General features: G+C 40.7%; 16 protein-coding genes. 1 reads left to right on the forward strand and 15 read right to left on the reverse strand.

Annotation, left to right across the window (positions count from 1 at the left end; all coding sequences use genetic code 11):
- Positions 1 to 135: 135 nt before the first annotated feature.
- From rbfA to MK482_RS03990, 15 genes are all read right to left on the reverse strand, one after another.
- On the reverse strand, positions 136 to 486 hold the full coding sequence (gene rbfA, locus MK482_RS03920) for a 30S ribosome-binding factor RbfA (RefSeq protein ID WP_001273601.1): 351 nt from the start codon (positions 484 to 486) through the stop codon (positions 136 to 138).
- A gap of 250 nt (positions 487 to 736) precedes the next feature.
- A complete protein-coding gene (infB, locus tag MK482_RS03925) occupies positions 737 to 3,538 on the reverse strand; it encodes a translation initiation factor IF-2 (RefSeq protein WP_268718042.1) in 2,802 nt (933 codons plus the stop codon).
- Between the two features lie 16 nt (positions 3,539 to 3,554).
- Positions 3,555 to 3,854 carry a YlxQ-related RNA-binding protein gene (locus MK482_RS03930; RefSeq protein WP_001041390.1) on the reverse strand — a complete coding sequence of 100 codons (300 nt, stop codon included), beginning with the start codon at positions 3,852 to 3,854 and terminating at the stop codon, positions 3,555 to 3,557.
- The gene (rnpM, locus tag MK482_RS03935; RefSeq protein ID WP_125411458.1) at positions 3,847 to 4,140 is read right to left on the reverse strand and encodes an RNase P modulator RnpM; all 294 of its coding nucleotides are present in this window, start codon (positions 4,138 to 4,140) and stop codon (positions 3,847 to 3,849) included. The genes MK482_RS03930 and rnpM overlap by 8 nt, the downstream gene beginning before the upstream one ends.
- A 21-nt stretch (positions 4,141 to 4,161) precedes the next feature.
- Positions 4,162 to 5,298 (reverse strand): transcription termination factor NusA, encoded by a 1,137-nt coding sequence (gene nusA, locus MK482_RS03940; protein ID WP_000032285.1) that lies wholly within the window; start codon positions 5,296 to 5,298, stop codon positions 4,162 to 4,164.
- Positions 5,299 to 5,340: 42 nt separating this feature from the next.
- Positions 5,341 to 5,820, reverse strand: a complete 480-nt coding sequence (gene rimP / locus MK482_RS03945) for a ribosome maturation factor RimP (RefSeq protein WP_001808691.1) — start codon at positions 5,818 to 5,820, stop codon at positions 5,341 to 5,343.
- A gap of 125 nt (positions 5,821 to 5,945) precedes the next feature.
- Positions 5,946 to 6,581, reverse strand: coding sequence for a tRNA (guanosine(46)-N7)-methyltransferase TrmB (gene trmB, locus MK482_RS03950; RefSeq protein WP_001266094.1), 636 nt, complete (start codon positions 6,579 to 6,581; stop codon positions 5,946 to 5,948).
- Positions 6,578 to 7,372: a cell cycle regulator CcrZ gene (gene ccrZ / locus MK482_RS03955; protein ID WP_000362999.1), complete on the reverse strand. Its 795-nt coding sequence runs from the start codon at positions 7,370 to 7,372 to the stop codon at positions 6,578 to 6,580. Before ccrZ ends, trmB begins: the two co-directional genes overlap by 4 nt.
- 162 nt (positions 7,373 to 7,534) lie before the next feature.
- Complete coding sequence (locus MK482_RS03960; protein WP_268718043.1) at positions 7,535 to 8,146, reverse strand: CPBP family intramembrane glutamic endopeptidase; 612 nt, start codon at positions 8,144 to 8,146, stop codon at positions 7,535 to 7,537.
- Positions 8,147 to 8,175: 29 nt separating this feature from the next.
- Complete coding sequence (blpZ, locus tag MK482_RS03965) at positions 8,176 to 8,424, reverse strand: immunity protein BlpZ (RefSeq protein WP_000276505.1); 249 nt, start codon at positions 8,422 to 8,424, stop codon at positions 8,176 to 8,178.
- Between the two features lie 45 nt (positions 8,425 to 8,469).
- Positions 8,470 to 8,874, reverse strand: coding sequence for an immunity protein (locus tag MK482_RS03970; RefSeq protein WP_261014588.1), 405 nt, complete (start codon positions 8,872 to 8,874; stop codon positions 8,470 to 8,472).
- 453 nt (positions 8,875 to 9,327) lie between these two features.
- Entirely contained in the window at positions 9,328 to 9,531 is a 204-nt protein-coding gene (locus tag MK482_RS08970) for a PncF family bacteriocin immunity protein (RefSeq protein WP_326845874.1), read from the reverse strand.
- Positions 9,532 to 9,739: 208 nt separating this feature from the next.
- Complete coding sequence (locus MK482_RS03980) at positions 9,740 to 10,096, reverse strand: hypothetical protein (RefSeq protein WP_268718044.1); 357 nt, start codon at positions 10,094 to 10,096, stop codon at positions 9,740 to 9,742.
- A 68-nt stretch (positions 10,097 to 10,164) separates the two neighbouring features.
- Positions 10,165 to 11,514 (reverse strand): sensor histidine kinase, encoded by a 1,350-nt coding sequence (locus MK482_RS03985; protein WP_268718045.1) that lies wholly within the window; start codon positions 11,512 to 11,514, stop codon positions 10,165 to 10,167.
- A 13-nt stretch (positions 11,515 to 11,527) separates the two neighbouring features.
- A complete protein-coding gene (locus MK482_RS03990; RefSeq protein WP_268718046.1) occupies positions 11,528 to 12,265 on the reverse strand; it encodes a response regulator transcription factor in 738 nt (245 codons plus the stop codon).
- Positions 12,266 to 12,560: 295 nt separating this feature from the next.
- Between MK482_RS03990 and MK482_RS03995 the strand changes: the two genes are divergently transcribed.
- On the forward strand, positions 12,561 to 12,890 hold the full coding sequence (locus MK482_RS03995; protein ID WP_265479498.1) for a helicase BlpT: 330 nt from the start codon (positions 12,561 to 12,563) through the stop codon (positions 12,888 to 12,890).
- Positions 12,891 to 12,942: the final 52 nt, after the last annotated feature.

A 12,942-nucleotide genomic window follows, 5' to 3' on the forward strand; every position in this document is an offset into this window, starting at 1 on the left:
TTTACTCTTTTCATTTCCTATAATATCATACAAGTTGAATTTTATAAGGCTTTTTAATAATGTTTAACTCTGGAAAGATTCTGCCAGCATGTTTATTGCCTTTTCCTCCACCAAAAAAGAGGGTTGCCCCTCTTCTTAGTTCTTATCCAGATTGCGTAGCATCTCGTCAATCTTGTTTCCATATTCGATGGATTCGTCTTTGACGAAAGTCAAATCTGGGATTTTGTACAATTTCAAATTGCGACCAAGTTCACGTTTGATAGTACCAGTTGCTTTTTCAAGCCCGATTTGGGCTTTTTGATTATCTGAAGCAAGGTTACTCAAAATGGTATAGTAAACCTTGGCAACAGACAAGTCACCTAGCATCTGAACATCTGTGATGGTCACACCTTGGACACGCGGATCACGGACTTTCTTTTGCAAAATCTCATTGACTTCACGCTTGATTTCCATGCCCACACGATCCGTACGGAAATGATTTGCCATGATATTCCTTTCTCTACTTTGAACCAAAAGCTAGGACAGCAGACTTAGCTATTTTTAAACTTATTGATTTTCAGTTCAAATTGAAACGAAGTTCAATTTGAAATCATCTGCTTCTTTCGCCGTGGTGAAAGTGATGGAACTGATTTATCAGTCCCATCACAGGGGATTTTTGAGACCCTAGGCTCAAAAATAAGCAATGAAACCATCGGTTTGCTTGCGTCCCTCACCACCTAAGAAAGGAGCAAAAATCTTATCTCTTGATTTCTTCCATGACATAGGCCTCAATCACATCATCAGTCTTGATATCATTATAGCCATCAATCATCAATCCACCTTCACGACCGTTTGTAACTTCTTTGACGTCGTCTTTGTAGTGTTTCAAGCTTGCGAGTTCGCCATCATAGATAACAACACCGTCACGGATAACACGGACTTTAGAGTCACGAGTAACCTTACCGTTGATAACCATGAATCCACCGATAGTTCCCACTTTAGACACCTTGAAGGTTTCACGAATAACTGCTTCACCGATAACTTTTTCTTCGAATTCTGGATCAAGCATCCCTTTCATGGCTTCTTCCATCTCTTCGATAACCTTGTAGATAATGCTGTGGAGACGGATTTCTACATCATCAGCTTCTGCTTGTTGACGAGCTTGTGGTGTAGGGCGTACGTTGAAACCAACGATAAAGGCATTTGAAGCTTCGGCAAGAGTCACGTCTGATTCGTTGATAGCACCGACCGCTGAGTGGACGATGGTAACTTTAACACCTTCTACATCGATCTTTTGAAGTGAGGCAGAAAGGGCTTCAACAGAACCTTGTACGTCGGCCTTGATGATAACGTTAACAGATTTAAGTTCACCAGCTTTAAGGGTATCAAAGAGGTTTTCAAGGCTGACACGTTGGGTAGCTTGACGTTGTTTCATAAGGGCACGTTTGGCACGCTCTTCACCTGCTGCACGCGCAGATTTTTCATCCTCGTAAACGGCAAAGTGGTCACCCGCCATCGGCGCTTCATTCAAACCTGTGATAGAAACTGGTGTTGATGGCCCTGCAACCTTGACACGACGACCAAGGTCATTAGTCATAGCACGGACACGACCGAAGGTATTTCCGACAACGATTGGGTCTTGAACATTCAAAGTACCTTGTTGAACAAGAAGGGTTGCAACCGCACCTTTTCCTTTATCCAAGCGAGCTTCGATAACTGTACCGATCGCACGAACTGTTGGGTCTGCCTTAAGTTCTTGGATTTCAGCCACAAGAAGGACTGTTTCCAACAATTCTTCGATGTTTTGGTTGAATTTAGCTGAAATTTCAACAAATTCAGAATCTCCACCCCAAGCAGTTGACATAACTCCATGCTCTGCCAATTCACCGATAACGCGTTCTGGGTTAGCACCTGGTTTATCAATCTTGTTAATGGCTACGATGATTGGAACGTTGGCCGCTTTTGAGTGGTTGATGGCTTCGATTGTCTGAGGCATAACCCCGTCATCTGCCGCTACGACCAGGATAGTAATATCGGTAACAGAAGCACCACGCGCACGCATTGATGTAAAGGCCGCGTGTCCTGGTGTATCAAGGAAGGTAATCTTCTTGCCATTTTCTACGATTTGGTAGGCACCGATATGTTGCGTGATACCACCCGCTTCACCTGTCGCAACACGAGAGTTACGAAGGGTATCTAGGAGGGTTGTTTTACCATGGTCAACGTGTCCCATGATGGTTACAACTGGTGGACGCTCAACCAATTCATCTTCATTAAGATAACCATCTTCGACAAAGAAACGTTCGATGTCTGCATTATCCACTTCAACCTTTTGTTTAGCTTCGATACCATAATCCACCATGAGGAGTTCAATTGTTTCCCCATCCAAGGATTGGTTTTGTGTGGCCATGACACCCATCATGAAAAGTTTCTTAACGATTTCAGCTGGTTCACGTTTGATACGTTTTGCGATTTCCGCAACGGTCATACCATCTGTATATTCAAATTCTGTTGGCAATTCATGGAATTTACGCTCTGTAACAGGTTTTGGAGCCTGATTACGGTTGTTCTTGTTATTGCCTTTTTTATTCTTTTTGTTGTTATTCCAGTTACTATTCTTTTGATTTCTCACTTGATTTTGACTACTTCGATTCTTTTGGTTTTTTCTAGGACCATCTTCTTCGTGATCATAATCGTCACGATTTTTGTCTGGTCGAGCTTGTTTTTTACGACGTGTATCCACTGCAGGTTCTTTTTTCTCAGGGACAACTTCAACCACTGCTTGAACTTGCTGCTCTTGTTGCGCTTGTTCAGCTAACTTAGCCACTTCTTCAAAGATTTCCTCTGGTTCCTTGCGTTTGTTAGCTTGAGCCAAGGCTTCTTTAGCAGCCTGATACTGCTTGAAGCGTTCCTCACTTGAACGTGCGTACTCTGCATTTTGTTCTGCTTTTAGGGCTGCTGCACGGGCTTTAAAGTCAATACGTGGAGCCGCTTGATTTAAACGTTTGTCCTCTTGTTGACGGCGCTCATTCCCACGATTTTGCTGACCTTGCTGCTTCTTAGCTTGGTCATTAAAGCGACGATTGTCGCGGTTTCCTTGACCTTGTTTTCCACCATTACGGCCGTCGTTTTTCTGACGGTTGCCGTTTTGTTGTTGGTCACGGTTATTGCCCTTATTTTGCTTGCGTCGTTCTGCCTGTTCTTTGGCACGAGCTTCACGCTCAGCCTTGAAATTACGACTTTGCGGTTTAGCTGCTACTTTTTCTGTTTTAGGAGCAACTGGCTCAGCTGGTTTTGCCTCTTCCTTGGCTACAGCTGGTTTAGCTGGCTCAGATTTCTCGGCTTTCTTTTCTGCACTTGCTTTTGGTGTTGCAGGTTTTGCTTCTGCTTTCGGAGCAGCTGCAGGCTTAAAGCTGGCAGCGATTTTTGCAGCGACAGCTTCTTCCACACTTGATGAGTGGCTTTTCACATCCAAGCCCAACTCTTTTGCACGCGCTACAACTTCTTTACTTTCTTTTCCAAGTTCTTTTGCGATTTCGTACAATCTTTTCTTAGACAAATCATGTCCTCCTCTTCTATTCCATAAGAGACCTCATTTTCTTTGTAAATCCAGCATCTGTCACAGCCAAAACCTTTCTCGATTTTCCGACTGCTATGCTTAATTCCAGTGTTGAAAACACGGTTACAATTTCTACTTGATAATAATGACTTTTATCTTGAATCTTCTTGGTTAGATTGGGCCCAGCATCATGGGCTAGAAAGACCAACTTGGCCTTGCCATCTTGAATGGCCTTGACCACCAATTCTTCACCCGATATAATCCGACCTGCTCGCTGAGCAAGCCCCAAGAGATTGCTTATCTTTTGCTTATTCAAGTCCTAACTCTCTTCTTTTCACTTTGTGATCCACATAAGCGATCAACTCTTCATAAAAGCTTTCATCCACTTCCATGCTAAAGCTGCGGTTAAAGACCTTCTTCTTTTTCGCCTCTAAGGCTTCTGCATTGTCTAGCTTGATATAAGCGCCGCGGCCATTGGCCTTGCCTGTCGGATCTATAAAGACTTGTCCTTCCTTGTTTTTGACAATGCGGAGCAAATCACGCTTATCAATCACTTCGTTAGACACGACAGACTTGCGCAAAGGGATTTTTCTTGTTTTCATCTTTCCCTCCTCTAGCAGCTTTTATTCTTCTACAGTATCGTTTTCTGCTTCCAAATCTACCGAACCAGCTTCTTCCATGGCTTCAAATTCGCTAGCAGACTTGATATCAATACGGTAACCAGTCAAGTGAGCTGCCAAGCGCACGTTTTGTCCACGACGACCAATGGCAAGAGAAAGCTTGTTATCTGGTACAACCACCAAGGCACGTTTGCTGTCGTTTTCATCAAATATAACTTGGTCAACTTCAGCAGGAGCGATAGCATTGTAGATAAATTCAGCTGGATCAGCTACCCATTCGATAACGTCGATGTTTTCTTCGATTGGCACCATACGGTCACTCTTAGCATCATAGCGAGCTGGGTGGAATTTGCTAGTGATTTTCTTGATATTAGCTCCACCACGTCCAACGATTGTACCGATAGCGTCCACATTTGGATTATGGCTGCGAACGGCAACCTTCGTACGGTCACCAGCTTCACGAGCCACGCTCATGATTTCAACAGTTCCATCATAAACTTCTGGAATTTCTTGTTCCATCAAACGTTTGATCATTTCTGGATGGCTACGGCTGACAAAGACGTTCACTCCGCGAGGGTTGTCTTCAACCTTGTAGACATAGACTTCGATACGATCATGAGAAGCAAAAACTTCTCCAGGGATTTGGTCTTGTTTTGACAATTGGGCTTCGATGCTGCCGAGATTGACATAGATGAAGCGGTTGTCAAAGCGTTCTACCGTACCAGACATGATTTCTTGTTCATGTTCTTTATAAGTATTGTAGGTAATGGCACGTGTTTGCTTGCGCATTTTTTCCATGATGGTTTGTTTGGCAGATTGGGCTGCTACACGACCAAACTCAGCAGGTGCTTCTTCAAACTTGATTTTATCACCAAGCTCATAGGCTGAATTGATGGCAAGAGCGTCTTTCAAGCTGATTTCCAAACGGCTATCAAATACTTCATCAACCACTTCACGGACAGTATAAACTGTAAAGTCACCTGTTTTTTCGTTGAAGTCAATAGCTACGCTGTCTGATTGACCATAGCGTCTGCGATAAGCGGAACGAAGCGACTCTACTACTGCGTCGATGATGTCTTCTTTTTTGATTCCCTTATCTTCTTCCAAAATGCGGAAGGCCTCTAGCATTTCTTTACTCATGTTTTCTTCACTTTTGAATCCTCAAAAGCTGTCCTTTCTTTTCTATAATTTAACTGCTAAACGTGCTTTTGATACTAAACTGTATGGAATTTGGACAGTTTTCTTACGTGTCTTGTCCATATATTCCATGGTCAACTCATCCTCTTCGAAGGCCAACAAGGTTCCTTCAAAGACCTTTTGCTTATCGATGGCTTGGTAGAGCCCGACATGGATGTATTTCCCAACCGCTCCAGCAACAGCATCCTTGGTTTTTAAAGGACGTTCCAAGCCTGGACTGGTGATTTCTAGGAAATATTGTTCTGGGAAGGGATCTGGCTTGATGGTGTCTAGGACAGGACTGATAATTTCTGTCAAGTCTGCCGTGTCGTTCAAGGTAATTCCTTCAGGTTTATCTACAAAAATACTGAGAATCATGTCACTGCCAATCTTTCCATACTCGATATCCACGAGTTCGAAAGGTGCTTCTATGACAGGTTCTACAACTTCTCTGACTAATTCTACGATTGTTGCGATTGCGTCCACCTCCTCATAAGCAAGAGGCGAAGATATTTCCCCGCCTCACTTTTCATATTCTTGCTATTAGTATAGCACGTTTGCCAACTTATGTAAAGCAAAAGCACTTGTACAGCCTGATTTTAGGCTATTTCTTAAAATTCTGCCTCAACTCGGTAGATAACTTGCCCCTTGTTGGAGAATTTTTGCTCGTATTCTGTCATGACATTGCCTTCAAAATCACTGGCATGTAAATCAAGCCAGACACCATTGAGCTTCATGCCATACTGAGAAAAGCTCACTAGGCTGTACTCAAACAAGCCACGGTTATCCGTCTTGAAATGAATTTCTCCATTTTCAGGCAAGATACGTTTAAAGGTATCCAGGAAGGTCTTGTAGGTCAAACGACGCTTTTCATGGCGTTTTTTAGGCCACGGATCTGAAAAATTCAGATACAAGCGATCAATCTCACCGTCTTCAAAGTAGTCAGTCAAGTCAGAACCATCTACCCACAAGAGCTTGATGTTAGGCACTCCAACTTCAAGCACCTTGTCCAAAGCGTAGCTCAAAACAGACTTTTGAATATCAATCCCGATATAGTTGATGTCAGGATTTTGTTTGGCCATACCTGAAACAAAGGCACCCTTTCCACTTCCAACTTCCACATGAATGGGATTATCATTGCCAAACAAGTCCCGCCATTTCCCCTTTGCTTCTAAGGGATTGAGGACCACATACTGGGGATTTGCCTCTAGTAATTCTGTCGCCCCTTTACGATTTCTAACTCTCATCTTCTCTTTCCATACTTGTCTCGGAAGTGACGCAGGCCATGGATCTCCCGATTGACATTTTCTAAATCTTGGTTCATATAATACTTGGAAATCTGGCTCAAGTAAGACAATTGACCGTACCAATACAATTTATTTAATACCGTTTGATTGTACTTGTAACCGTAGTAGGTCAACCATTCCTTCCACTGATGTTCTGGAATATAATGGCAGAGCATATGGGCCACATCAAACATGCGATCGGTCAAGCGAACCGAATCCCAATCCACCAAATAAATCAAGCCACTGTCTGTCTCAATCCAATTACTATGTCGTACATCTCCATGGACAATGGTCGCATGGTCCTCTCTAAATCCTGGAATAGTCTGACGTAAATCAGCCATCACTTCACTGATAAAATGATTTTTACGCAAAGCATCTGGAGCCGTTTCCTGCCAAGACTGTAGTAAATCTACAGGTGTTTCCATGGCATATCCCAAACGACTCAACTGTGTCATCAACGGACGTGAGCGATGAAGGCGGGTTAAAATATTGACGATTTGTTTACGATTCATATCATAGGGGGTCAATATCTTGCCAGTCAACCATTCTTGAGCACACATATCACGCCCATCTGCCAAACGGCGACTCCATAATAATTGTGGAGCAATTTGTTCTCTAGCTAGACCAGGTAGGATTGGAGAGGTGTTCATTTTTACAAAGATACGCTTCCCATCAGGATAGCTACCCATATAAGCCTTGCCACTTTTCCCAGGTATGGGAGTCAGTGTCAGCTCATTATCACCCAAATCCATTTCTTTCCTCCGTATAAAGTTTCCTTACTATTCTACTAGTTTTTGGCCTATTCGTCAACCGCTCAACACCCGATTCTCAAAGAAAAGCCTCTGGGGTCGTTTGGGTTATCATTATAGAAAGAAAAAGGTAAGCACAATCTCCTACTTACCTTTTCATAATTTTTATAAATAATATAAGAGTGGCAAACTGTTGTAAAACATATGGACTAGAGTAGAGACCCACAAATTTTGGCTCTTTTTATAAGCAAAGCCCAGCAACAAGCCCCCCAGTAGATAATAGAAAAACGAAGGCACATCATAAGGACCGTGCATGAAAGAAAAGAGAGAGGAAGTCAACACAAGTCCTAACCAAGAATTGTCAAAAAATGCACCTTGAAGAAGCCCTCTAAACATGAATTCCTCCTGGATAGGTGCCAAAACTGTAGCACTAACAATAAAAGAAAGCGAAAGTCCTTTACTAGCTTCCTCAAGGTGTTGATCCGAAGCACCAGAAACAACTGAGAAAAAAGCATGATAGCTAATACTTACAAGCACAGTGAGAAGAAAAATTCCAATGAACAGCAAGAGTTGTTTCCTGCTTAACATCCCAAAAGAAATCATGTCAAACCATTTCGCATAGCCAAAACTAAGGAAAAGCAAGAGACTCTTTATAATAATGAATGTGTACTGGTGTTGAAAATAATCCCCTTGATTGACGGAATATCCCGCTGTACCAATGATTGCAAATACTAAAAATCCCAAAAACAAGGCATGACACTTATTGAAAATGGCCATAAAGCTATCCTCCTCACCAAACAGACTTCCTACACGTCATTCTTTAGATCTAGTCTTTCCAAAACAAACCATTTGAGTAACCAAAATCCGACCACATAGCCAGCCCCTAAGAATATAGCCATTAAAGCTAGCATGGAATTTAGGGAATTAAAGACCACCGCAGATACAAAGGTTAGCACAAAAACATTAAAGGCAATGGTGTCAGAAGCCAAGACCAGAATATAGGGCGTCAACCGGTCTAAAGTTTTGGAATCTAGGAAAAATAAGTGTTTATACATGATGACCTCCTCTTATCAGACTATAGACTAGCCGCAAGTTCTTCCCTACTTTTTATAATACTTCAAACCCCAAATGAGTAAAAGCATGATAATCAAGCAGAGAATAGCGCCAATATAGGCAATTAATTGTTGATAGAATTCTCCTGCTGTGATACCTCTATACAAACAAATAATAGACATAAAACCTGTCAAGCCGATATACATGAGTTGATTGGTTCTAGGACTAACCAAATCATCATCTTCAAACTCTCTTATCCTCATTTCCCTAGTGAGGTAAACAGTGACCAAAATAGAAGCCAAGTTAATAACCACTAAGAGAAATTGGAAAACCAAGGAAAAATTTAAAAACTGACGAGATAGAAATAGATAAGTGGAGACAAGCAAGGGCAACTGACCTAAGAACAATCTCGCAAGGAAGATGTTCCGTTTTTTAGCAAGAAAAGTTTTCATTTCTTTGCTCCTTTCTTTTTCATAATAGCAAAATAGATCATAACTGCAATCACATAGGCTATGGTATAAAATAGATGATACCAAATACTCTCCCTAAGCGGATAAAGAAAGGTGGACATGATCAGATACAGAACGAAAACGATAAGTATTTTTTTCTTCATAAGATTTCCTCCTAAATGTATGCTTTATATTAGTTTAGCTACAATCTTTACACTGCTAGTATAGCACTCATTTTGACCTTGGATCACTCAAATCATAAATGGTCATCAAAACATCTTGAATTGTAAAAAATTTAAAAAAGCAAGCATGAAAAACATACCTGCCCTTTACACCGTATTGATACCAACTTAATTTGTAGATTTTTTATCCTGCTATCACATATCATTTTAACAGGCGAAACAATATTAAAGAAACTCCACTGTAGATTAAACTAGCGATAAAAAATCTTTTTATCTAGTTAGATCTATCTTTATTCTTCTTTGGAGATTTTAAAAATTTTTTCCTAATTAAAGAAGTAATAAAAGAAACAAACATACTAACAACAAAAGCAATAAGAAAACTTTTGAAATCCATAATTACCTCCAAGTATAGCTCCTCTACATACAAGCTCAAGCCTTTAAGCAACCATAATAGCCAATTGTAATATTGTTTTTGCATTCACGAGGAATACCTCTTTTTACTTTCGTCCTATTACAACCTTAACAAGGTTAGTATACTACTATTTTTTAAAATTTTCCATCCAAATCATAAATGGTCATCAAAACATCTTGAATTGTTAAAAAATTTAAAAAAGCAAGCATGAAAAACATACTTGCCCTGGGGGAACTTGACAATGTGAAAATACAAAATAGAGAACTACTCACCCTCACTTCCGTATGTTCTCATATATTCTCATAATCGCAACAAGGATAGCAGCTGTCCCACTTGCCAAAGCGATAAGGGTAATGATAATGTTGAGGATTTCAGGCGTACTCCCTATTCTGTTGATAAGACGGAGTAGGGATATAACTGTCAACTGAATCAGGAGGATTGATTCTACTCTTACCAATGAAGTCAGTTTGTTTTCAACTGCATATAAAAAGGCTGGTAGCAAAACACAGGCTATAGCAATCACAAACAGGTTACTCCCTGTTTCTTCTCCCTTGTTCACCACGGAAATCATGAGAAGATTTGATGCTATAATCAACGTAGAACAGATGATAAAAAAGGATTTCTTATTCATATAGGATACCTCATATACTATGGCATTTTAATTGATGACTACAGGTAGTACTTCTTTCAACAGATCTTCTAATCATCAACTAACATCGAGTGAACTGTTAACACCTGACGAAAAACTTGATCTTGGCAGGTGGTATTGAGACTGGTATTGGGATGGCTTTCCACAATCTTCATAACGGTATAGAGACCAACTCCTCTCTCCTCCCCTTTAGAACTGGCTCCAAAGGAGAAGATTTCAGAAATATCGATGCCCTCTTCTTTGATGGAGTTTTCAATGATAAAGGTCTCCTGTGCCCCATTTTTTAAAAAGGCGATTGAAACATGAGGTTGACTAGCCTCTACACTAGCTTCAATAGCATTGTCACAAAGGATAGACACAATGGTTAGAAAGTCAAGTAAGCTCATCCCCTCTACCTGAATCTCCTCTGGAACTTCGACATTAAAGACTATGTTCTTATCTCTGGCTTTTAGAAATTTCCCTGCTAGGAGACTTTTGAGGGCTTTATCACGAATATTTACCAATCGACCAAGGTCATATTTATTGTCCTGCAATTTTTCACTAGAATCCTTTAAGACGGAGTCGTAGACCTCTTTTATCTGCTCCATGTCCTCCTCTTCAATGCCCAGACGTAAACTAGTCAAGAGGTTGGTGTAGTCATGGCGAAAACTCCGCACTTCCTTGTAAAGTTCCTCTATATGCCGACTATAGCGTTCCATATCTCTGTAGCGCAAGGCCTGCTCTTGGTCCAATCTCTCATGGAGTTTGTCCTTCAAATAGGTATCCAATTTCTTGACAATCCCCATAAAAAAGAGGAGGTAAAAAACTAGGATAAGATGGCGAACAGTCTTTGATTGGATATCGTATGCATATTCAAAGTAAGACAGATTTTCCATGACTAGAAAGTAAGCCCCCATTATCCAGTTAATCTTAGTCAGGGACTGTTGAAAACCTTTATCGAGAAACTCCTTTCTCAATCTAGTAAAATCATAGTCCAACCATTTCAAAAAGACTAATACTATGAAGCAAACGAATAGCATAATCAACAAAAAGACAAGATTTCCATCTCCATCTACAATCCCTTTCCCAAAAAACGGAAACACAAAATAGGAGAGACTTCTGTAAAAGATATCCATCAATACAATTGGAAAGAGACCATAAAAGAAAAGGAGTCTTTTAGAAAGCCCTCTTAACAATAAGAAAGACAAGCTGAGGCCGAACAAGGGTTCTATAAAGTATGACAGATAGTCAGTCAAGACTAAATAATTAAAAGTTGTAACAATTGCTGCTAGAAGAAATTTTAGAAGAAAGGCCTTAAAAATTCTATCGAAAGTGAGACTAATTCCATCTACCTTAAAGAACATGATAATTTCTAGCCCAATAATAGCTAGTGAATACAATATCATCCCAAAAATATACATAAACTCTCCTAGATCAATGTAAGTTATTGATAGTCTCAGACACTTCCCTGACCTTATAACGCGCGATTAGACAACTTCCACCATTGGGAAAGAAAAGGAGTTTTTCTTTCTTATCCAAACGAACCACATTGGCAGGATTGATGAGAAAAGAGCGGTGGCACTGCAAGAGACGAGGCTCCTGCTTGAAAACCTCCTCTAAACTCGCTGTAAATTCCAGCCTGTCCGTCTTGGTATAGAGAATAACACGATGGGCTCTGGGCGATGTTTCGAGATAGTAGACCTCTTTAAAAGGATACTGGAATTGAGCAAATTTTGATTTAAAGTAAAAACAATCTTCCGCCAGACTTTTACTATCTTGACTATTGGCATAGAGGAGGGCTGTCTCGATACGAGATTCAAACTCCTCTGCTGACAAGGCCTTATCAATGTAGTCTAGAGCAGACACTTGGTAGCGAAAGGATAGAGGCATAAACTCCGAGTGAGTCGTCACAAAGACGATGAGAGCATAAGGATCTCGATCCCGAATCTTTCTAGCCACCTCTAGACCCTTCATCTCCTCATTTCGAATCTCAATATCCAAAAAGAATAGCTGATGCGCCCCCTTCTCATGCACCTCTGCCAGCAGTTGGTCTGGCTTGCCAAAAACTTCAAAAGAGCTGGGAGTGATATGATGTTCCTTCAAGAGTTTCTCAATTGTCGTTTCAATCCTAGTCTGTTGGGAAAAATCATCTTCTAAAACAAATATTCTCATCTTCTTACTCTCCTTGTTTCGATTTCTTCCTAAAAAGAGAATAGCAAAAATACTATGATACAAGCCCATCAAATCCTAAATAGGCCTTCAACGCTCCTGAAAGGTATCTTGTTCCTCAAATAAGCATGATAATCTTACAACTATTTTATCATAAAATCTTAACAGTACCATTCAGGAAATTTCAAGGGCAATTAAAGATTTTTTGGTGAAAAAGGAGATAAAAGTGATAAACTGACAGTATCAAAACACAGTTGCTAGAATCAAGACTGGCACCCAGATTAAAGGAGGAATTCTCATGACAGATACAGACCCTATCAAAAGAGCTCAGACTTTGATTACTGACTTAAACAAAGCCTACCAAGCATGCAAACAGGCAACCGCTGACGACGTCCGCTTTCAGGAGCAATTAAACTCTATTCTTGGTTTTCTAGCCAAGACTGAGACAGTCGATAATCGAGTCTTGATTGAACTGGAAAAATTTTACCAGACTTCCAGTCTTCTCATGGGACTCAGCGCCCTCAATCCAGATGCTCCAACTCGCGCCGCTTGGCGGGCCTATGACCGCTTCCACTTTGACCAAGTCAAGACCAAGTTGAGTCTCTACGGACCAACCATTATCCTGTAGAAAATAAAAGAAGTTGAGACAGACTGAACTCAACTTCTTTTTTTATGTCAAA

Source organism: Streptococcus mitis (assembly GCF_026782865.1).
Taxonomy (GTDB): domain Bacteria; phylum Bacillota; class Bacilli; order Lactobacillales; family Streptococcaceae; genus Streptococcus; species Streptococcus mitis_CG.